Source organism: Flavobacterium chungangense LMG 26729, from assembly GCF_000735715.2.
GTDB lineage: Bacteria > Bacteroidota > Bacteroidia > Flavobacteriales > Flavobacteriaceae > Flavobacterium > Flavobacterium chungangense.
This window is the reverse complement of record NZ_JASY01000008.1, coordinates 71,300-92,684: the sequence shown is the minus strand read 5'-3', so window position 1 is coordinate 92,684 and position 21,385 is coordinate 71,300. Positions and strand designations below refer to the sequence as shown.

General features: G+C 32.2%; 24 protein-coding genes and 2 tRNA genes. 18 read left to right on the top strand and 8 right to left on the bottom strand.

Annotation, left to right across the window (positions count from 1 at the left end; genetic code table 11):
• Positions 1–94: 94 nt before the first annotated feature.
• The 4 genes from lptB to JE46_RS14220 all read right to left on the bottom strand — a co-directional run bounded on the left by lptB (position 95) and on the right by JE46_RS14220 (position 3,098).
• On the bottom strand, positions 95–835 hold the full coding sequence (gene lptB, locus JE46_RS14235) for an LPS export ABC transporter ATP-binding protein (RefSeq protein WP_031455966.1): 741 nt from the start codon (positions 833–835) through the stop codon (positions 95–97).
• Between the two features lie 139 nt (positions 836–974).
• The gene (locus JE46_RS14230) at positions 975–1,325 is read right to left on the bottom strand and encodes a carboxymuconolactone decarboxylase family protein (RefSeq protein WP_031455965.1); all 351 of its coding nucleotides are present in this window, start codon (positions 1,323–1,325) and stop codon (positions 975–977) included.
• Positions 1,318–2,133 carry a twin-arginine translocase subunit TatC gene (tatC, locus tag JE46_RS14225; RefSeq protein WP_031455964.1) on the bottom strand — a complete coding sequence of 272 codons (816 nt, stop codon included), beginning with the start codon at positions 2,131–2,133 and terminating at the stop codon, positions 1,318–1,320. Before tatC ends, JE46_RS14230 begins: the two co-directional genes overlap by 8 nt.
• Positions 2,133–3,098: a KpsF/GutQ family sugar-phosphate isomerase gene (locus tag JE46_RS14220; RefSeq protein WP_031455963.1), complete on the bottom strand. Its 966-nt coding sequence runs from the start codon at positions 3,096–3,098 to the stop codon at positions 2,133–2,135. Before JE46_RS14220 ends, tatC begins: the two co-directional genes overlap by 1 nt.
• 84 nt (positions 3,099–3,182) lie before the next feature.
• Here JE46_RS14220 and recQ point away from each other — a divergent pair, with 84 nt between their 5' ends.
• Genes recQ through JE46_RS14205 form a run of 3 tightly spaced genes read left to right on the top strand, consistent with a single transcriptional unit; the run spans position 3,183 to position 6,570 of the window.
• On the top strand, positions 3,183–5,375 hold the full coding sequence (gene recQ, locus JE46_RS14215; RefSeq protein ID WP_031455962.1) for a DNA helicase RecQ: 2,193 nt from the start codon (positions 3,183–3,185) through the stop codon (positions 5,373–5,375).
• Positions 5,376–5,384: 9 nt separating this feature from the next.
• Positions 5,385–6,143, top strand: a complete 759-nt coding sequence (locus tag JE46_RS14210) for a hypothetical protein (protein WP_031455961.1) — start codon at positions 5,385–5,387, stop codon at positions 6,141–6,143.
• Positions 6,144–6,147: 4 nt separating this feature from the next.
• Positions 6,148–6,570: a hypothetical protein gene (locus JE46_RS14205; RefSeq protein ID WP_123921936.1), complete on the top strand. Its 423-nt coding sequence runs from the start codon at positions 6,148–6,150 to the stop codon at positions 6,568–6,570.
• Positions 6,571–6,642: 72 nt separating this feature from the next.
• Here JE46_RS14205 and JE46_RS14200 read toward each other — a convergent pair whose 3' ends face one another.
• A complete protein-coding gene (locus JE46_RS14200; protein ID WP_031455959.1) occupies positions 6,643–6,882 on the bottom strand; it encodes a hypothetical protein in 240 nt (79 codons plus the stop codon).
• 111 nt (positions 6,883–6,993) lie between these two features.
• Here JE46_RS14200 and JE46_RS14195 point away from each other — a divergent pair, with 111 nt between their 5' ends.
• From JE46_RS14195 to JE46_RS14185, 3 genes are all read left to right on the top strand, one after another.
• The gene (locus JE46_RS14195; RefSeq protein ID WP_031455958.1) at positions 6,994–8,553 is read left to right on the top strand and encodes an NAD(P)/FAD-dependent oxidoreductase; all 1,560 of its coding nucleotides are present in this window, start codon (positions 6,994–6,996) and stop codon (positions 8,551–8,553) included.
• 77 nt (positions 8,554–8,630) lie between these two features.
• Positions 8,631–9,719 (top strand): DUF6630 family protein, encoded by a 1,089-nt coding sequence (locus tag JE46_RS14190; RefSeq protein WP_031455957.1) that lies wholly within the window; start codon positions 8,631–8,633, stop codon positions 9,717–9,719.
• A gap of 515 nt (positions 9,720–10,234) precedes the next feature.
• A complete protein-coding gene (locus JE46_RS14185) occupies positions 10,235–11,044 on the top strand; it encodes a polysaccharide lyase family 7 protein (RefSeq protein ID WP_051872889.1) in 810 nt (269 codons plus the stop codon).
• 91 nt (positions 11,045–11,135) lie between these two features.
• Here the strand turns inward: JE46_RS14185 and msrA are convergent, their stop codons facing one another.
• Positions 11,136–11,756, bottom strand: a complete 621-nt coding sequence (gene msrA / locus JE46_RS14180) for a peptide-methionine (S)-S-oxide reductase MsrA (RefSeq protein WP_031455955.1) — start codon at positions 11,754–11,756, stop codon at positions 11,136–11,138.
• Between the two features lie 11 nt (positions 11,757–11,767).
• Positions 11,768–12,319, bottom strand: a complete 552-nt coding sequence (gene msrB / locus JE46_RS14175) for a peptide-methionine (R)-S-oxide reductase MsrB (RefSeq protein ID WP_031455954.1) — start codon at positions 12,317–12,319, stop codon at positions 11,768–11,770.
• 296 nt (positions 12,320–12,615) lie between these two features.
• Between msrB and idi the strand changes: the two genes are divergently transcribed.
• From idi to JE46_RS14140, 7 genes are all read left to right on the top strand, one after another.
• A complete protein-coding gene (gene idi / locus JE46_RS14170; protein ID WP_031455953.1) occupies positions 12,616–13,143 on the top strand; it encodes an isopentenyl-diphosphate Delta-isomerase in 528 nt (175 codons plus the stop codon).
• A gap of 23 nt (positions 13,144–13,166) precedes the next feature.
• The gene (locus JE46_RS14165; RefSeq protein ID WP_031455952.1) at positions 13,167–13,577 is read left to right on the top strand and encodes a 6-pyruvoyl trahydropterin synthase family protein; all 411 of its coding nucleotides are present in this window, start codon (positions 13,167–13,169) and stop codon (positions 13,575–13,577) included.
• Positions 13,578–13,580: 3 nt separating this feature from the next.
• A complete protein-coding gene (locus JE46_RS14160) occupies positions 13,581–14,039 on the top strand; it encodes a peroxiredoxin (protein WP_031455951.1) in 459 nt (152 codons plus the stop codon).
• 60 nt (positions 14,040–14,099) lie between these two features.
• Positions 14,100–15,068, top strand: coding sequence for a type I phosphomannose isomerase catalytic subunit (locus tag JE46_RS14155; protein ID WP_031455950.1), 969 nt, complete (start codon positions 14,100–14,102; stop codon positions 15,066–15,068).
• 56 nt (positions 15,069–15,124) lie between these two features.
• Complete coding sequence (locus JE46_RS14150; protein ID WP_031455949.1) at positions 15,125–15,391, top strand: hypothetical protein; 267 nt, start codon at positions 15,125–15,127, stop codon at positions 15,389–15,391.
• A 78-nt stretch (positions 15,392–15,469) separates the two neighbouring features.
• Positions 15,470–15,543, top strand: a tRNA-Thr gene (locus JE46_RS14145).
• A gap of 103 nt (positions 15,544–15,646) precedes the next feature.
• Positions 15,647–15,720: transfer RNA gene (locus JE46_RS14140), tRNA-Thr, on the top strand.
• A gap of 161 nt (positions 15,721–15,881) precedes the next feature.
• Here the strand turns inward: JE46_RS14140 and JE46_RS14135 are convergent.
• Positions 15,882–16,601, bottom strand: a complete 720-nt coding sequence (locus tag JE46_RS14135; protein WP_031455948.1) for a DUF4369 domain-containing protein — start codon at positions 16,599–16,601, stop codon at positions 15,882–15,884.
• Positions 16,602–16,781: 180 nt separating this feature from the next.
• On the opposite strand from JE46_RS14135, the gene JE46_RS14130 reads away from it, so the two are divergent.
• The 5 genes from JE46_RS14130 to JE46_RS14110 all read left to right on the top strand — a co-directional run bounded on the left by JE46_RS14130 (position 16,782) and on the right by JE46_RS14110 (position 21,367).
• A complete protein-coding gene (locus tag JE46_RS14130) occupies positions 16,782–17,684 on the top strand; it encodes an EamA family transporter (RefSeq protein ID WP_031455947.1) in 903 nt (300 codons plus the stop codon).
• Between the two features lie 65 nt (positions 17,685–17,749).
• Positions 17,750–18,103 (top strand): DoxX family protein, encoded by a 354-nt coding sequence (locus tag JE46_RS14125; protein WP_031455946.1) that lies wholly within the window; start codon positions 17,750–17,752, stop codon positions 18,101–18,103.
• 30 nt (positions 18,104–18,133) lie between these two features.
• Entirely contained in the window at positions 18,134–18,841 is a 708-nt protein-coding gene (gene aqpZ / locus JE46_RS14120) for an aquaporin Z (protein WP_031455945.1), read from the top strand.
• 295 nt (positions 18,842–19,136) lie between these two features.
• Positions 19,137–19,415: a DUF2805 domain-containing protein gene (locus JE46_RS14115; RefSeq protein WP_031455944.1), complete on the top strand. Its 279-nt coding sequence runs from the start codon at positions 19,137–19,139 to the stop codon at positions 19,413–19,415.
• Between the two features lie 98 nt (positions 19,416–19,513).
• Complete coding sequence (locus JE46_RS14110) at positions 19,514–21,367, top strand: M61 family metallopeptidase (RefSeq protein ID WP_031455943.1); 1,854 nt, start codon at positions 19,514–19,516, stop codon at positions 21,365–21,367.
• Positions 21,368–21,385: the final 18 nt, after the last annotated feature.

Below are 21,385 nucleotides of genomic sequence, written 5' to 3'. Positions count from 1 at the left end.
TTTTTATTGTGAAAAGTAAGTTGCAAAAAGAAAAATGGTAAGAATTAAAACAACTATTTTAGTTCTTACCATTTATAATAGCTAAAAAGAATTTTTAGAATTCTAATTTCTTCTTTCTTAATTCGAAATTTTGACCCAAATAAACCCGGCGAACCATTTCATCTTCAACTAGTTCTTCAGGAATTCCTGCTTTCAAAATTCCTCCTTCAAACATTAAGTATGTTTTGTCAGTAATTGCCAAAGTTTCCTGAACGTTGTGATCTGTAATCAGGATTCCGATATTTTTGTTTTTTAACTGCGCTACAATTCTTTGAATATCTTCAACTGCAACCGGGTCAACTCCTGCGAAAGGTTCATCTAATAAAATGAATTTTGGATCTGTTGCCAAAGCGCGTGCAATTTCAGTACGTCTGCGCTCTCCACCCGAAAGCAAATCACCTCGATTAGTACGGATATGCTCTAAGCTGAATTCTTCGATCAAACTTTCCATTTTTGCAATTTGAGCTTCTTTAGAAAGCTTCGTTAATTGCAAAACACTTAAGATGTTATCTTCTATGCTTAGTTTTCTAAAAACAGAAGCCTCCTGTGCTAAATAACCAATTCCTTGTTGTGCACGTTTGTACATTGGGTAATCGGTGATATTTAAATCATCAAGATAGATATTCCCCTGATTTGGTTTTACCAATCCCACAATCATGTAAAAAGAAGTTGTTTTTCCGGCACCATTTGGTCCCAAAAGGCCAACAATTTCCCCCTGATTTACTTCAACGGAAATTCCTTTTACAACACTACGCCCTTTATAGGTTTTGATTAAGTTATCGGCTCTTAATTTCATTTGTTCAATTAGATAATTAGGTAATTTGAAAATGAGATAATTTCAATCCCAGATCGGCAAAATAAATAAAAATTAATTAATCAAATAAATGAATTAACATATCGTGTTAAATTATCTAATTGACTAATTGTCAAATTATCTAATTTCCTGACTCTTCCAGAGCTTCCCAAAATTCGTATGCTCTTCTTAAATGCGGAATTACAATTGTTCCTCCAACAAGAGTTGCAATTCCCATTGCTTCCATCATTTCTTCTTTGGTAACGCCTTCTTTATGACTTGTTTCTAAATGATATTTTACACAATCATCACAACGTAAAACAGCAGAGGCCACTAAGCCCAACAGTTCTTTTGTCTTTACATCCAAAGCGCCAGGTGCATATGCATTAGTGTCAAGATTAAAAATTCGCTTTACAATTTTATTGTTGTCAGCGAGTAATTTTTCGTTCATTTTAGAACGATAGTCGTTGAACTCTTGAATGATATCAGACATTTTCTTTCATTTTATTTTTATAAACAATCCTTGAGATTAGGATGCTTACTTCGTAGATAATTAACATTGGTACAGCAACAATTGTCTGGCTCACAACATCTGGAGGTGTAACGATTGCAGCAATAATCAAAATAATTACTACAGCATATTTCCAGTACTTTCTTAAGAAAGAAGGAGTTACTAATCCTAATTTGGTTAAGAAATAAATAACAATTGGTAATTCAAAAAATAATGCACTACCAAGAATACTTGTTTTTACCATTCCCATATACGATTCAAGCGTAAATTGATTTTTTACAATATCGCTGACAGAGAAAGTTGCAACAAAGTTTACAGACATCGGTATTACAATATAATATCCGAATATAACTCCCAGGAAGAAAAGCAATGAAGAAGTAAAAATAAATACTCTTGCATTTTTACGTTCTTTCTCATATAGAGCAGGACTGATGAATTTCCATATTTCCCATAATATATAAGGGAAACCTAAAATAAATCCGGCTAAGATACACATCCAGACAAATATATTGACCTGGCCTTCCATTTCAGTATTTTGAATAATAAAATTCAGTTCTGTTATGCAGATACTGTCTGCAAATCCCAATTGATGGGATAAGTCACAAAACCATACATAAGTGAAAAATGTAGGCCTGATAGGACCCAAGATAATTTGGTCAAACAAATAATCACTTATAAAATAAGTTGCAAAAGCCATTATCAATATTGCAATTGTACTTCTAACCAATAACCATCTTAATTCTTCAAGATGATCTAAAAACGACATTTCGCTAAGATTTTTCTTTGCCATTATACAATTCCCTCTTTTAAAATGTCATGTAAATGTAATACTCCTTTGTATTGGCCATCGTCAGAAACAATCAATTGTGTTATCGAAAAATCTTCCAAAATATTCAGGGCATCTACAGCCATGGTATTTGAAGAAACTAATTTTGGATTTTTACTCATAATATCTTTGGCGGTTAAATCTGCAATCGAATCTCTGTCGTTCAGCATTCTTCTAATGTCTCCATCTGTTATAATTCCTATTATTTTATCATTTTCGATAACGGCAGTTACACCAAGTCTTTTTTCGGAGATTTCAAAAATTACCTTTTTAACAGATGTGTCCGGTGAAACCATAGGTTTTAAGGAATTCTCAATCATGTCTTTTACACGCAGTAATAATTTTTTTCCTAAAGCGCCCCCTGGGTGATAAACGGCAAAATCTTCGGGTTTAAAGTCACGCATTTCCATAAGGCAGACTGCAAGTGCATCACCCATGACAAGTTGTGCTGTTGTGCTGTTTGTAGGAGCAAGATTTATGGGGCACGCTTCCATATCAACAGTAGTGTTTAAAACATAATCAGAACCTTTTGCTAAAAACGAAGTTATATTTCCTGTCATTCCAATCAAAATATTTCCAAAGCGTTTTAGTAAAGGAACTAAGGCCTTAATTTCAGGGCTATTTCCGCTTTTTGAAATACAAATGATAATGTCGTCATTTTGTATCATTCCTAAATCTCCATGGATCGCTTCAGAAGCATGAAGGAACATAGAAGGGGTTCCGGTCGAATTGAATGTGGCAACCATTTTTTGCGCAATAATGGCGCTTTTTCCGATTCCTGTAACAATTAATCTGCCTTTTGTTTGGTAGATGCGTTGTGTTGCTTCGTAAAAATTTTCATCAAGAAAATCAATTAATTTTGTAATTGCCTCACTTTCAGAGAGTATTGTTTTTTTTGCGATAGCTAAAATATTTTCTTTTGTAATCAAAACAGGAAAGTTAAAATTTGTGAATGTGAAAGAAATTCGTATCTTTATGATGCAAATTTATACAAAATACCATTAATATAAAGAATGAATTCAAACGAAATTGAAATACATAAAGAATTAAAGAAGTATTTCGGCTTTAGCCAATTTAAGGGTTTGCAGGAACAAGTTATTACAAGTATTTTAAATAGAAAAAATACTTTTGTCATTATGCCAACCGGGGGTGGTAAATCTCTTTGTTATCAACTGCCTGCTTTAATTCAGGATGGAACAGCTATCGTTGTTTCTCCTCTAATTGCTTTAATGAAAAATCAGGTGGATGCTATTCGAAGTCTTTCTTCTGAAAATGGAATTGCACACGTACTTAATTCATCTCTCACAAAAACAGAAATTGCTCAGGTCAAAAAAGATATTACATCTGGTTTAACTAAACTTTTATATGTTGCTCCGGAATCTTTAACAAAAGAAGAATATGTGACTTTTTTACAAAGTGTACCTATTTCATTTGTAGCAATTGATGAAGCGCATTGTATTTCAGAATGGGGTCATGATTTCAGACCTGAATATCGAAATCTTAAAAATATAATCAAACAATTGGGTCAGGTTCCTATTATAGGACTTACTGCTACTGCAACTCCAAAAGTTCAGGAAGATATTCTGAAAAACCTTGATATGTCTGATGCGAGTACTTTTAAAGCATCTTTCAACAGGCCAAATTTATATTACGAAGTACGTACAAAAACTAAAAATATTGAGTCGGATATTATTCGATTTATTAAACAGCATAAAGGAAAATCCGGAATTATTTATTGCCTGAGCCGTAAAAAAGTAGAATCGATTGCTGAGGTTTTACAGGTTAACGGAATTAGTGCTGTTCCTTATCATGCAGGTTTAGATGCGAAAACCCGTGCCAAACATCAGGATATGTTTTTGATGGAAGATGTAGATGTGGTGGTTGCAACAATCGCATTTGGGATGGGAATCGATAAACCGGATGTTCGTTTTGTAATTCATCACGATATTCCAAAATCTCTCGAAAGTTATTATCAGGAAACAGGTCGTGCCGGACGTGATGGAGGAGAAGGACATTGTTTGGCTTACTACTCTTATAAGGATGTAGAAAAGTTAGAAAAATTCATGTCTGGGAAACCAGTTGCAGAACAGGAGATTGGTTTTGCTTTGTTGCAGGAAGTTGTAGCCTACGCCGAAACCTCAATGTCAAGAAGAAAGTTTTTACTGCATTATTTTGGGGAAGAATTTCCGGATAATGGCGATGGGGCCGATATGGATGATAACGTGCGTAATCCTAAGAATAAAATTGAGGCCAAAGATCAGATGGTTAAGTTGTTGGAAATTGTTCGCGATACCAAGCATATTTACAAATCAAAGGAAATTGTATTTACTTTAATTGGCCGTATAAATGCGGTTATTAAGGCACATAAAACAGATACGCAGTCGTTTTTTGGTTCAGGATCTGACCACGACGAAAAATATTGGATGGCACTGCTTCGACAAGTTCTCGTAGCCGGATATTTATCTAAAGATATAGAAACTTATGGAGTAGTTAAAATCACCAAAAACGGATTGGATTTTATTGAAAAACCAGTTTCTTTTATGATGTCTGAAGATCATGAATACAATGAATCTGAAGATGAAGCTATTGTCACTGCCGGAAAATCATCAGGAACTGCAGATGAAGTTTTGATGGGAATGTTACGTGAATTGCGTAAAAAAGTAGCCAAAAAACTTGGAGTTCCTCCTTTTGTAGTTTTTCAGGATCCTTCTCTTGAAGATATGGCTTTAAAATACCCGATTTCTTTAACAGAATTATACAATATTCATGGAGTTGGTGAAGGAAAAGCCAAGAAATATGGTAACGATTTTGTTACTTTAATAAGCCGCTATGTAGAGGACAATGATATCATTCGCCCTGACGATTTAGTAGTGAAATCTACCGGAGTAAATTCAGCCAATAAATTATATATCATTCAGAACATAGACAGGAAATTGCCATTAAGTGATATTGCTTCTGCAAAAGGACTTTCCATGGATGCCCTGATTAAAGAAATGGAAATGATTGTGTATGCAGGAACCAAGTTAAATATCAAATATTGGGTGGACGATATGCTTGATGATGATCAGCAGGAAGAAATTCACGATTATTTCATGGAATCAGAATCCGATAAAATCGAAGACGCACTTAAAGAATTCGATGGAGAATATGATATTGATGAATTACGACTGATGCGAATTAAGTTTATTAGTGAGGTTGCAAACTAAAATGTTTCTATGAGTTTAAAGTTTTTTTTTACCTTTATTTTTCTTCTTGCAACAGTAAAATTATTTGCGACAGCCCAAGTTCCAGATTACTTAATAGTAGAAAAGGACACTTTAAGTATACAATCAAATCCATTAGAAAGTTATTTTAAAGAACATCCAATTCCTGCAAATTTAATTACCTTAATGTCCAGTGCTAATTGGAGAGGTTATATTGCTTATTTTAAATTTTTGGATGGGAAATTAGTTGTTGAAAATATTTATAAAGAAGAATACAAAGAAGATGATAAGGGAAATTCTCATTTCTTTTTGACGTCAATATATAAGAACATTTTTGGTGAAAATAAAAATTTTGAATGCAGTTATTATTCCGGCCTTTTGATTTGCCCTTCTGGAAAAATATTGCACTATGTTCATATGGGGTATAGTTCTTTGTATGAAAATTACAATCTAATAGAATTAAAAGATGGAGTTAAGGTAAAATCTAAAAAGTTAACTGCTCAGGAATTTATGGATTATAAAAAGGATTATTTTAAATACTATAAGAAAACTGAAGAATACCAACAAAAAGCAAAAGAATTTAAAGAAATGACAGATGATGTTGATAAAAAGCTGGATTTGAGCATTTCTGGAAATTCAAAGAACAAAAAGAAAGAAAATAAATATTTGAAGGAAAAAGAAGCTGCTTACAAAGCAGATAAAGAAGTAGAATCTTTTATGTTTATCTTTTTAAATGATTATATGAAAACAATTGAAATACCAGTTAATTAATTTTATGAAAAAAGCTTCCTTATTATTTGCGCCAGTAGGTTTGATTTTATTATCACTCTTAATTTTTAGTTTTTCATCAAATCTAAAAGAACAAGACTCAAAATTAATTGGTGTTTGGAAAGGTTTCGAAGTTGAGAAACAAATTGAAGGTGTAGAAAAACACTGGATACAGCAAAGATTTGAAAATGGCACCTATGTTATTATGTTTACAACAAAGCAGGACTGTCAAATAGAAACTTTTACAGAAAAAGGGAAATGGTGGACAGAAAAAGGAAAATTCTATGAACTTTCATCCAATGCAAAAGATCCTGAAATATACATATACAATGTAAAAAATGAGGATGAAGTGGTAGATTTTAAAAGTGTTAAGATGTCAGGAGAAAAAAATGAAAGTTATACCTTTAGTGACTACAAAATTAGTTTCTAATCCCTAAAAAAATAAAAAATTCCAAATTCAAACTGAGTTTTCAGTTTGAATTTGGAATTTTTTATTTACATCTTACTCAGAATACAGTTCTCCTCGATGTGGTTTCAAAGCATCTCTTACCTGAATCATGTTTTCATCAGTAACAACCATAAAAGCAATTGCCAGCATTTCGGTGATAACTTCAAAACCCGTTATATTTAAGGGGAGTTTTTCGATTGCGATATATTCTTTCAAATGAATTTCATGATGTTCCGCTGTTTTTGCAGAAGCAGGACCACGAAAATCCCAAATTAGTTTTATTTTTCTGGACATTATTATAGGTGTAAAGTTTCAAAGACACAAAGGTACAAAGTCTCACTTCAAAATGTTATTTTTGCATATTCTTTTCATAAATAGAAAAGCTAATCGAATAAATAAAATACAATGCCAAGAGAACTTTTACTTCAGGTAACTCCCGAAATAGCAGCAAATGAATTATTGCTAAAAGACTATTTGTCCAAACAAATAAAAGTATCTCCCCAGGAAATTCAACATGTTTCGATTCTGAAGCGATCAATTGATGCGCGGCAAAAAGCGATAAAGATCAATTTAAAAGTATTTATTTATTTAAAAGGAGAACCATTTCAGGAATCTAAAATTGAACTTCCTGTATATAAAGACGTTTCAAAATCGCAGGAAGTAATTGTTGTTGGTGCTGGTCCGGCAGGGCTTTTTGCAGCTTTGCAATTAGTTGAATTGGGTCTAAAGCCAATTGTAATCGAACGAGGAAAAGACGTGCGCGGACGCCGCCGTGACTTAAAAGCAATAAATCGCGAACATATAGTAAACGAAGATTCTAATTATTGTTTTGGAGAAGGCGGAGCAGGAACCTATTCAGATGGGAAATTATATACTCGTTCTAAAAAGCGTGGTGATGTTACCAGAATCTTAGAACTTTTAGTCGCTTTTGGGGCATCAGAAGATATTTTGGTAGAAGCGCATCCTCATATTGGGACCAATAAATTACCTAAAATAATCGAAGATATTCGTAACAAAATAATCGAATTTGGCGGTCAGGTTTTATTTGATACCCGTGTGACCGATATATTATTAAAAAACAATGAAGTTGAAGGAATTGTAACTCAAAATGGAGATACGATTCTTGCCAATAAATTGATCTTGGCAACGGGTCATTCTGCACGTGATATTTTTGAGTTATTGGATAAAAAGAAAATTTTCATTGAAGCAAAACCTTTTGCATTGGGTGTACGCGCAGAGCATTCTCAGCAATTAATTGACAGTATTCAATATAGTTGTGATTATCGTGGTGAACATTTACCCCCCGCGCCATATTCTATTGTAAAACAAGTTAACGGACGCGGAATGTATTCATTTTGTATGTGCCCCGGAGGTGTAATTGCTCCTTGTGCCACAAGTCCGGGAGAGGTTGTTACAAACGGCTGGTCACCTTCTAAGCGTGATCAGGCAACGGCAAATTCCGGAATTGTAATTGAATTGAAATTAGAAGATTTTAAACCTTTTGCAAAATTTGGTGCCTTGGCCGGAATGGAATTTCAAAAAAGTATTGAACAAAAAGCATGGCATTTAGCAGGAAGAACCCAAAAAGTTCCGGCACAGCGTATGATTGATTTTACTCAGAATAAAGTGTCAGCAGATATACCAAAAACATCTTATGTTCCCGGAACCACTTCGGTAGAAATGGGGCAGGTTTTTCCAGGATTTTTATCGCAAATTTTGCGTGAAGGGTTTAAAGAGTTCGGGAAATCCATGCGGGGTTATTTGACCAACGAAGCAATTTTGCATGCACCGGAAAGCCGAACTTCATCACCGGTTCGTATTCCAAGAGATCCTATTACTTATGAGCATTTGCAAATAAAAGGTTTATATCCGTGTGGAGAAGGTGCGGGTTATGCGGGAGGAATTATTTCTGCGGCAATTGATGGCGAAAAATGTGCTTTGATGATTGCGGAAACTTTAAAATAATTTTAGAGCAGAAAATATTTAATGTCTGTATTTCTTATTACTTTAGAGATACAACATGTGAATAATAATTAACTGCTATGAAAAACTTTTTATCAAATTTATTTAATAGAAACAATGAACCCAAATCAATAATTTCTTTTGATGTTATTGAGCCGATTTATTCATACTTATATAACCAAAATGGAAGTCTTGAATTCAAAATAAAAGGGATTCAGGAAACAATATCGGTTAATTTATTCTATTTTCCAGGTTCGTTTGATCATAACGATGGACATACAGAAATTAAAAAAGCGGGTTTCAATAACGCTTATGAAGTTTTAAATGAACTTTATAAAAAAATTGATATTGGTGGTGTTTCTGAAGAAAATATACAAGAAGGCTTGGAATATGATTTTATTCATATTCAGTTTTATTCAGTTCCAGGTACGCAAATGAAAACACATTTTAAACGTATTCTGAATAACTTTGTTATCTTTTTTTGCTGTACAAATAGTACAGAAATAAACGATTTTAAGATTTTATATTCAAGTGGTCATTTTATAGATTATACAAAAGGTTTGTTGGACTCAGAGTATCTGAATTTTAATGATCCAAAAAATGAAACGCAGGAAATTGGCATCAAAGATTTCAAAACTGTTTTGCAGGGGATTTGTCAATATATGAATATTGAAATTCCGAAAGATATTGAGCTGATTTCTTCAGAGAATTTACTACAAGCAGAAGAAGTTACAGCAGAAACTTTTGAAGAGTTTATAAAACTTGTTTCAAGAGGGAATGCAGATCAAAAACTACTGGCGAAACATTCTAAAAAGCTGTTTAAAGATTTTCAAAAAGAAACAAAAGAGTATCATGCACAAGTTGAAGGTCATTTCGATTTTTTTGAAAGTATAAATGCATGGAACAGCGACTGGAAATTTGATCCCGAAGATGCTGAATATTTTATTTCTGAAATGATTGGTGAGGATTTAAATTTTGAATACCCGGAAGAAACGTATAGTCATGAATTATTTCCGTATATTCAATCTGCTTTAGGAAAATTACATTTTGAATTAATGACTTACGATACAGGTGGGGATAATTATTTATTTTTTGTAGTAAATAAAAGTGATTCAGAAAGGATTTTAGAATTATCAGACATTATTAAAATAAAAATTGATAAACTATAGTAATCAATTTAGCTGATGTTTTTTATGTAATAAATGTTAATTTTACACTTGTGTATAAAAACAAACAAACATTTGTTACATTCTGTTTTTAATTTTTTTTTCTTTTATAAGAGTAAAAAATTCATAATCACATATTTTTTTTGTATGTAATTACTTTGTAATTCTGTTTTTTTTTAGTTAATTATAGATTTTTCATTTAAAAAATCCATAGGTTTCTATTTTAAATTATTCAATGATTTGCTGTTTCTTTCTGTTATTTCTTAATGATGTTTATTTATTTTTGATTTTTAATCATGAATTGTTATTTTTAAACTGTTTTTTTTAAGGAATAGAAAAAAATATTAAAAAAAATATAAGGATATTAAAAAAAAAATATATTTTTATGCAATCGATTACAAAGAAAAATATGCAAAAAAAATTATTCTGAAAAAAAATATTTGGAACTTGATTTTATTTTTTTTCCTGCTTATTTCTCTTAAAATCAAATATTATTTTAATCCAAAAACAGCAAAAAAATGAAAAAAATTAGAACTTATCTTTTATTACTATTAACAAGTACTACTTTTCTAATTCATGCTCAAAAAGCACCAAAAATAGATTTGACTTTATGGAAATTAACAATTCCTGAAGGTTCTGTTACTACATATAAAGCGCCAAAAATTTTGGATTATGCTGAAAATGTGGAAATTCAAAAATTCATGTTCAATGACTTGACTGACAGATCTTTGGTTTTTTATGTCTATCCTTCAATAAAATCTAAACGATCTTTTAATAAAACAGATTTAAAAGAGCAAAATTCATTTGGAGGAGATGCAAGCTGGTCTTTTAAACAAGGGGCTAAATTAAAAGCATCACTTAAAATGGGGGAGATTTATAAAAAGAACGATCAGCACCCACGTGTTATATTTGCCCAAATAGGTGGTAGATTAAAAGAAGATCAGGTTAATCAAATTGGTGCAAAAGATAAATCTGCCCCGTCAATCTTAAAAGTTTTTTGGGATAATGGATATGTAAAATTAAGATCAAAAAGACTTGCTGACCCCTCTATTACAGGAGTTGATATTTTAAAAGAAGATTCCTGGATTGATGATGATGGTTATATATTTAAAAATAAAGTTGGTTTTGATAAATTTACATTTCAAATTGAAATTAGTGATGGAAAGATGGAAGTTAGTGTAAATGGTGAGAAAAAGGTATATTCCGGAGGTGATTATAAATTATGGAATTCATTTGATAATTATTTTACTGTAGGATGTAATCTTCAGGGTGATGAAACCGGAGCTTATGCAAATGTGAAATTTTATTCTTTAGATGTTACTCACTAAGAATCTGATTTTTTAATAAAAAACAAAAAGTCTGTGTCGTATTTGACACAGGCTTTTTTGTTGGTAATTATTTGAATATAAGACCTTTGTTTTAAGGTTTCTTTTTCAATTTAGCTTTAAAAATTTTTTCAAATTTTTCTATTTTTGGCTGAATTACCATCTTGCAATACGGTTGGTTTGTGTTGTTTTCGTAATAATTCTGATGATAATTTTCGGCTTTGTAGAATTTTGTAAGAGGTTCGATTTTTGTAACAATAGGGCTATTGTAAACTTTTGCATTATTAAGTTCATTAATAATTCGTTGAGCTGCTTTTTTTTGTTCCTCATTTTTATAAAAAATTACAGATCGGTATTGAGTTCCTATATCTGCGCCTTGTCTGTTTAATGTTGTCGGATCATGAACCGTAAAGAAGACTTTAAAGATTTCATTAATGTTGGTAATATTTTTATCATACGTAATCTGTACTACCTCGGCATGACCGGTTGTTCCTGTGCAAACGTCTTCGTAAGTAGGATTCGCAGTTTTTCCTCCTGAAAAACCTGAAACTACAGATTTTACGCCTTCTAAATTTTCATAAACAGCTTCAACGCACCAATAACATCCTCCGCCAAGAGTAATGTTTTCCAGATTAGAAGTGCTTTTTGTTTTGTTTTCCTGTGCAAATCCATTAAGCGTGAATGCTATCAGTAAACATGAAATTATGTTTTTCATATATAAAATATTTATTTTTTAGAATCAGGAATGAAGTCAAGGGCAATCGAGTTCATGCAATATCGTTTTCCTGTAGGTGCTGGGCCATCATCAAATAAATGACCTAAATGACCATTGCATCTTCCGCAGAGAGCTTCGATTCTTTCCATTCCAAGAGAGTTGTCGTTTTTATAAATAACACTTTTTTTATTGTTTTGTTCGAAAAAACTTGGCCACCCGCAGCTGCTCGCAAATTTTGTTGTTGATCTAAAAAGTTTATTTCCGCATGAGGCGCAATAATAAGTTCCTTTCTCATCTGTGCTCCAATATTTTCCTGTAAAAGGTCTTTCTGTATCTGCTTCTCTCATGACAGCATAAACATCTTCGGGTAAAACTTTTTTCCATTCTGCATCGCTAACATTTAATTTGGTTGTAGCTGTATTTGAATAATAAGGATTTCCGGGTTTGTTGATTTTGTTTTCCACAACTTTATTTTCAGGTTCTTTTTTAGTGTTTTGTCCGCAAGCCTGCAAAATAAAAAGAGGCATTAGGAAGAATAGGCTGATGAGATTTTTTGATTTCATGTTTTTGGAGATTAATCTGAATTCCAAAGATACGATGAGATTTCATGCAGAAATATTTGTATATTATAATTCAGATATATTTAAGTGTGTTTTAACTTTTTGTTTATTTACGTAAAAATATATAGTTGTAGTTTTAAAAGCCTGGTTTTAAAAGGTTTTTTTTGAAAAAATAATGAAATATGATGTTGAAAATCAATAGAGTATAATAAAATGAGGCTTAGTTAAACTTTTCACAATCTTTTCTGAGATTTTCAAGCCATTTCTTTTTTCGTATTTTTGTTACATCAACACGCCTTATGATAGAAGAAAACGTAATATTAGTTAATACAAATGATGAGCAAATTGGTTTAATGCCAAAATTAGAAGCACACGAGAAAGCGGTTTTACATCGCGCTTTTTCAGTTTTTATTTTAAACAGTAAAAATGAAATAATGTTACAGCAGCGTGCTCATCAAAAATACCATTCACCTTTACTATGGACAAATACTTGTTGCAGTCATCAACGTGAAGGGGAGTCGAATATAGAAGCTGGAAGTCGCAGATTGTTTGAGGAAATGGGTTTTAGAACCGAATTAAAAGAACTGTTTCACTTTATATACAAAGCGCCTTTTGATAATGGTTTGACTGAACATGAACTTGATCACGTGATGATTGGATATTATAATGATAGTCCAGCCATCAATTTAGAAGAAGTAGAGGATTGGAAATGGATGATGATAGAAGATGTAAAAGATGATATTGAAAAGCATCCCGAAATTTACACTGTTTGGTTTAAAATAATTTTTGATGAATTTTATCATTATTTAGAGGACCACAAACTATAAAAAACCTACTAACTAAAGCCTAAATGAGAGTAACCATATCAAGAAAAGCACATTTTAATGCTGCGCATCGATTACACAGGAAAGACTGGACATCTGAAAAGAACGATTTAGTTTTTGGAAAATGTAATAATCCCAATTTTCATGGTCATAATTATGGTTTAACAGTGAGTGTTACAGGAAAAATTGATCCGGAAACTGGTTTTGTAATGGATGTAAAAGTATTGGCGGACATCATACTTGCAGAAGTTGAAATTCCGTTTGATCACAAAAACCTGAATCTGGATGTTCCTGAATTTCAGGATTTGAATCCAACAGCTGAAAACATCGCCGTTGTGATATGGAATAAAATTAGAAAAAGAATTCAGCCCGATTTTGATTTAGAAATCGTTTTGAATGAAACGGAACGTAATTTTGTAACTTATAAAGGAGAATAAAGAATGTCATTAAAAATAGGAGATATAGTTCCGAATTTTACTGCGAAAGATAGTCACGGAGAAATTTTTGAAAGCCAAAGTGTTTTGGGGCGGAAGCCACTCGTGATTTATTTTTACCCTAAAGATAATACACCGGGTTGTACTACCGAAGCCTGCAGCTTTAGGGATCAATATGAAGATTTTAAAGATTTAGGGGCAGAAGTAATTGGGATAAGCAGTGATAGTGTGAAATCCCATCACAAGTTTGCTAAAAAACATGAGTTGCCATTTATTTTGTTATCAGATGAAGATAAGAAATTGAGGCATCTTTTTGGAGTTAAAAATAATTTATTCGGACTCCTTCCCGGAAGAGTAACGTATGTAATTGACAGAAATGGTCTTGTAATTTTGATTTTTGACAGTATGAATGCTGCCAGCCATATTCCGAAAGCGTTGCATACAATTAAAGAATTAGTATTATAAGTTTAAAAAATAGTATTAGATAAATATTGTATTAATAAAGATATTAGCCAAAAAAAAACTATGAAACCAAAATCATACCCTTTGCAATTCGAACCAATTTTAAAAGAAAGAATTTGGGGAGGAGAAAAACTAAAAACAATTCTTAACAAGCCAATTGTTTCAAAAATTACCGGAGAAAGCTGGGAGTTGTCAACTGTAGAAGGAGATGTGAGTATTGTAGCTAATGGAGAGCTAAAAGGTAAATCATTAATGGAGCTTATTGATGAAATGCCAAACGAAATTTTGGGAACCGAAGTTTACAAGCGTTTCGGGAAACAATTTCCTTTGCTTTTTAAATATTTAGATGCTAGAGAAGATCTTTCTATACAAGTTCATCCAAATGATAAATTAGCCAAAGAACGTCATAATTCATTCGGCAAAACCGAAATGTGGTATGTAACACAGGCTGACCCGGACGCAAGAATTATTGTTGGCTTCAAAAATGATTCCAGCAAAGAAGAGTATTTGCAGCATCTTAATGATAAAAACCTGGTTTCTATTCTTGATACTGTAAAAGCTAAATCTGGAGATGTTTTCTTTTTAGAAACCGGAACGGTTCATGCAATCGGAGCAGGGCTGGTTGTGGCCGAAATTCAACAAACTTCAGATATTACATATCGTTTGTATGATTTTGATCGTAAAGATGCTCAAGGAAATACAAGAGAGCTACATGTAGATTTAGCGCTTGACGCAATAAATTATAATAAAGTAGATACACAAAAGAAATACGAAACAAAAACGAATACATCAAATGTAGTTGTTGATTGTCCTTATTTTACAACCAATTTTATACCGTTGGGAAATAAGGTTTCCGTTTCTAAATCAGGAGAGACTTTTACGGTTTATATGTGTATAGAAGGGGCTTTTGAAATTGAATTTGATGGTTTTAAAAAAGCATATCAAAAAGGAGATACTGTTTTGATTCCGGCTGAGATAAATGCATTTATTTTGAATGGAAAGGCTTCAATTTTAGAAATTTATATTTCATAGCGCTTAATATAAAGATTATGTGTACTTTTGCAAACGCAAATTAAAATTAAAATAAAATGGCAAACGTTAAGAATTTAAAGAAAGACATCAATTTCGTATTAGGAGATATTATTGAGGCAATTTACTTATTTGAAATGTCTACTACAGGAAATCCTACACCTGAAACGAATGCTTTGATCGATCAGGCAATCGCTGCTTTTGATACTTTGATCACAAAAGTGAATGCTAAAAATGTTGAAAACAAAAAGGCACACTTCAAGCAAATCAATGTTGAGTTGGAACAAACTGCTAATCAATTAATTGCTAAAATCAACGAATTGTAAGCCAAAAAAAAGTATAAAAAGTTCAAATATATTTTGGAAAAACCAAAAACCGCCTTATATTTGCACCCGTAATGAGTCGCCAGCGTAGCTCAGTTGGCTAGAGCAGCTGATTTGTAATCAGCAGGTCGTGGGTTCGAGTCCCTCCGCCGGCTCAACAAAAAAACCATCACTTTTGTGATGGTTTTTCGTTATAATGAAGGGCAGTCTTATTTTTGGGACAACAAAACCATTAATAATTGTGTTTTAAAATGAGTCGCCAGCGTAGCTCAGTTGGCTAGAGCAGCTGATTTGTAATCAGCAGGTCGTGGGTTCGAGTCCCTCCGCCGGCTCAGCAAAAAACCATCACAAAAAGTGATGGTTTTTTTTTGGAATAAATTAAGTTTTAGATTCAATGGTTTATGGGATCAGGTTCATTATGATTTTTTAATGTCTTGTAATAAAACAAAAAGTCCTGAAAATTTTCAGGACTTTTTTGTTTAAAATATTCAAATTATTTTTTTTCTTCTTTTTTGATGTCATTAACATACTTGGTTAGCTTTTTACCGTATAATGATTTAGCTACATTAGGAGTCATCGACTTTTGAATAGTATCCAGAAATTTAATATTGATATCATAAATTTCTGCCAAGGCTATATAAGGTGCTATTTCATGATCTTTATTGTTAATTGCAAAGTTGGTAGCGAATAAATATTTTCGTTTAATATTCGAATTACCTTTTGCTTCAATGCTATCCATTGCTTTTTGATCCTGTCTTTTCAATGCTTTAAATTTTGCTTCTATCAATGAAAGACTTTCGTCTTTAAAGCGGGAGTTTACTTTTTGATATTCTTCATATAGCTCTTGGTTTTTTGAACCGGTAATCTTGGCGCCATTAATAAAATTATCAAGATTTGCATCGATATTTATATTTCCTGGTTCAGCAAAAAACATGATATTATTGTCTAATGAATTGGTAACGCCACGATCCAGGAATAAATAAAGCATTTCCGGGGATTCTAATTTTATAGTAGTTTCAAAAGCTGAATTTCCATCAATCTTAATGCTGTCAATAGCTACCAAAGTTGTGTCATTATATCTTTGTATATATAATTTTCCTTCTTTTAATCCTTTTATGTTTCCTGTAATATGTACACTGTCAGTTGGTTCTTTTTTATCACATGAGACAGCTAATAAGGTAATTGCAATAAATGCAATAATTGATTTTTTCATTGTTTTTTAGATTTGGGTGCAAAATAAAGAAATTTTTTAAATGAAGTTGATTGAAGGTTTGATTTTTCAGAAATAAATTTTAAACAGGCTCTTAAGTTAAAATTTTGCCTTTTTGGTTTTTTGAATAGTAAGCCCAAAACTATGTGTTATCTTTGCAGGCTCAATTTTAAATAAAGCAAAATGTCACAAAAAAATATACTGAAAGGAGTTTTTCTGGTTGGTTTAGGTGCTACAAGTTATGGTATGCTGGCTACATTTGTAAAAATGGCTTATGCGGAAGGTTTTACGACTGCAGAAGTTACTACTTCTCAATTTATATTAGGCATTTTAGGTATTTTGTTGATTAATGCTTTTCAAAAAGCAAAGCATAAGGAAAATGTAGTAAAAGCAACGACGAAAAATATTTTTAATTTAATGTTGGCCGGAACTTCATTGGGTATGACTAGTTTGTTTTATTATTTAGCTGTAAAGTATATTCCTGTTTCAATAGGTATTGTTTTGTTAATGCAGACTGTCTGGATGGGGGTTTTGCTTGAAATGATTTTAGAAAAGAAACTACCATCAATTCAAAAGATAATTGCTGTTTTTATTGTTCTTATTGGAACTGTGTTAGCAACTAATATTCTTAACAATAATGTTGCGTTAGATTGGCGTGGAATTGGCTGGGGCATTCTGGCAGCGGCATCATTTACTACAACCATGTTTACAGCAAACCGTATAGCTGTCAAAATTTCTTCGGCTCAAAGAAGTTTATATATGCTTTTGGGTGGTTCTGTTATTGTTTTTTCGTTTGCTCTGGCTACACAAAATGCACCTTTTGATTTTTCAATTTTCTGGAAATGGGGTATTGTGCTTTCTCTTTTCGGGACTATAATTCCTCCGATACTTATGAATGCCGGTTTTCCTTTGACCGGAATTGGATTAGGCAGCATTGTTTCTGCTCTTGAACTGCCAGTTTCGGTAATGATGGCGTTTGTTTTATTAAATGAAAAAGTGATTTTTTTACAATGGATCGGAATCGTACTAATTGTTTTGGCAATCATTATAATGAATGTTAATTTTAGAAAAATAATTGATTTGTAAAAAAAATCATACTTTCAGGTAAAAGTCCTTGGAATTTATTAAATTCGTGCTAAAATCTGATTATCATGGATTTACCCTGGCATTTGTATCTAATGGCTTTTCTTTATATTGTTGCCGGAATTAATCATTTCAGATCTCCGGGGATGTATCTTAAAATCATTCCTCCTTATTTCCTAAATCCCGGATTACTAAATATTATAAGTGGAGCCGCCGAAATAATTTTAGGTTTTCTCCTCGTTCTTCCTTTCATGAGCCATTTTGCTGCATGGGGAATTATAGCTTTGCTCGTTGCTGTCTTTCCGGCAAATCTTTTCATGTATCAAAATAAAAAAGCAGGTTTTGGTTTACCAAAATGGATTTTATTGCTGCGTATGCCATTACAGCTTTTGTTGATTTTATGGGCATATCAATATACCTAAATTACTAACCATTAGTTAAAATCATTTATTATGAAAAAATTATTTGCAGAGTTTTTTGGAACATACTGGCTTGTTTTTGGAGGCTGTGGAAGTGCACTTTTTGCAGCCGGAATTCCTGAATTAGGAATTGGTTTTCTTGGGGTTTCATTAGCATTTGGTTTGACCGTATTAACAATGGCGTATGCTGTCGGGCATATTTCAGGGGGGCATTTTAATCCTGCAGTTTCAATTGGGTTATGGGCAGGTGGAAGATTTTCGGCAAAAGATTTGATTCCGTATGTTATAGCACAATGTATTGGTGCTCTCGCTGCAGCAGGAACATTGTTTATTATCTGGTCAGGCAAAGCAGGAAATGCAATAGACAATACTAAAGCCGGAGCTTTTGCATCTAATGGGTTTGGCGCATTTTCACCAGAGGGATATTCTATGTCATCAGCATTTATGGTTGAGTTCGTGCTTACATTTTTTTTCCTGCTAGTAATTTTGGGTGCTACAGATAAATTTGCAAACACAAGTTTTTGTGGTATTGCAATTGGTTTAGCCTTAACATTAATTCATTTAATTAGTATTCCAATTACAAATACTTCAGTTAATCCTGCACGATCATTATCTCAGGCTATTTTTGCCGGAGGTGAACCTTTGTTACAGGTTTGGTTGTTTTGGCTTGCTCCGCTTTTAGGTGCAATTGCAGCAGGATTTATTTACAAAACAGTATTGCAAAATCATGAAAATAAATAGTTTAATATTAGTTTTTTAAAAATAGAGAGAGCAAATCAGATATTGGTTTTCTTTTTTTATGTAGAAATTTTATTTTATAAGATTTTAAAATGCATATAAGGGTTAAGAATAAATGATAAATTATAAAATTTGCAAATATGTCAGAGAAAATTCAGATACCGTAAAAAAATGCTGAAATCAATAAAAAAAATATACTCAATCTGATCAACTAATTATTTTTTTTATTAATATTGATACTTAAATTGAAAATCAATCTATTAATCATTAACCTCTATTTTGAATTAATTTTCACGAGATGAAAAAGAGTAACCGCAAAGAATTGAATTGGGAACAAACTGAAAAGCTTGTTTCGTTGGCATTAGAAGAAAAGAATCCATTCGAAATTATAAAAAAAGAATTTGGGCTGTCAGAAAAAGAAGTTCTGGAAATAATGAAAAAGAAAATGCCTCTTGAAAAATTTGAGATGTGGAAAAAGAAGGCAATTGCAAATAAACCAAAACCCAAACCGGTTAAAATAGATGATTTTGATGAGGATTTGGACGGCAAATATTATATCAAAAATAAATTAGATTAAACAAAAACTCCTGAATCGCAGGAGTTTTTTTATTTTATATCTTTACTGTAACAGTTTTACATTTTGTAAGACTTATATAAAAATTAAACTTTTAATAAATGAAAAAAATAATTTGCACATTAGCTCTCGCAGTTACACTTTGGAGCTGTAAAACCGGGACTTCAGGTGCTACGCAAAAAAATGTGGCTGTCAATATTAATCTTACAGATATAAAGGATGATAAAGTTTTGGTAACAGTTACTGCACCTGAAATAAAAACTAATGAAGTAATTTACAGTATTCCTAAAACTGTTCCGGGAACCTATTCTACGGATAATTACGGAAAATATTCAGATGGTTTTAAAGCTTTTGATGCTAAAGGAAATGCTTTAAGTGTAAAAAGAATTGATGATAATTCCTGGTCTATTTCTGATGCAAAAAAATTAAAAACGATTACCTATTTGGTGGGTGATACTTTTGATACTGAAAAAGGAACCGGTTTTGGTAATGATGATGTCTTTTCGCCAGCGGGAACAAACATAAATGCAGGAATCAACTTTATGGTCAACACACATGGTTTTGTTGGATATTTTCAGGATAAATTAGATATTCCTTATAAAGTTACCATAACACATCCTGAAACACTTTGGGGAGCAACTTCAATGACAGATGAAGATGCAAGCAAAACAAGTGATGTTTTTACAACTTCTCGTTATGCTGTTTTGGTAGAGAACCCAATTATGTATTCTAAGCCTGATTATACTACATTCAACGTTAATGGAATGGATATTTTAATTGCAGTATACTCTCCAACAGGAAAATTTACGGCAGAAAGCATTACGCCGGAGATGAAAACAATGATGACAGCGCAGAAAAACTTTTTAGGAAAAGTAAATGCTACTAAAAAATATACAGTTTTGTTGTATCTGTCAAGTATGGCAAAAGATGATGCACATGGTTTTGGTGCTTTAGAACATCCAACTGCTACAACTGTAGTTTTGCCGGAATCGATGCCTAAAGATAAATTGGTTGAATCGATGAAAGACGTAGTTTCTCATGAGTTTTTTCATATTGTAACTCCATTAACTATTCATTCTAAAGAAATTCAGTACTTTGATTATAATGCTCCAAAAATGTCTGAACATTTGTGGATGTATGAAGGTGTAACAGAATATTTTGCCAATCTTTTCCAGATTAATCAGGGGTTAATTGATGAAGCTGAATTTTATACCCGTATTGCCGATAAGATCGAACAGGCAAAAGGTTTAAATGATACGATGTCTTTTACTGTTATGAGTAAAAATGTGTTGGAACAGCCGTATAAAGACCAATATTTGAATGTATATCAAAAAGGGGCTTTGATTGGAATGTGTATTGATATAATAATCAGGGAAAAAAGTAACGGAGAACGAGGAATTCTTGATCTAATGCACAAGTTATCTGAGGAATACGGAGTCGAAAAACCATTTAATGATAATGAACTTTTTGATAAAATTACAAAGTTGACTTATCCTGAGGTTGGGGAATTTTTAAAAACTTACGTGGCCGGAACAACTCCTATTCCGTATGATCAATATTTGGCAAAAGTGGGGGTAACCAAAGCTTCTGAGAAAAAGGCAGGATCAGTTTTCTTAAAAGGACAGGTGCCGTATATAGGAGTAGATCCAAAAACAAAAGAAATAAGTGTTCGACCGGATATTGAGTTAAATCCGTTTTTTACTAATTTGAATCTTAAACCATCAGATGTTATTTTGTCTATAAATACTAAACCATATTCATTAGATAATATTTATGACTTAATAGGTGAGAGTGAAAACTGGAAAGATAATGATCCAATTACTGTTCAGATAAAGCGTGAAGGAAAAGTGCAATCTATTAAAGGAACTGTAAAATTACCATACGAGGAAAGCGAAACTTTTAAAGCTACAGATATTTCAAAAGAAAAACTAAGAAATGCCTGGCTGAAAGGTTAAAGTTTAAAAAACACAAAT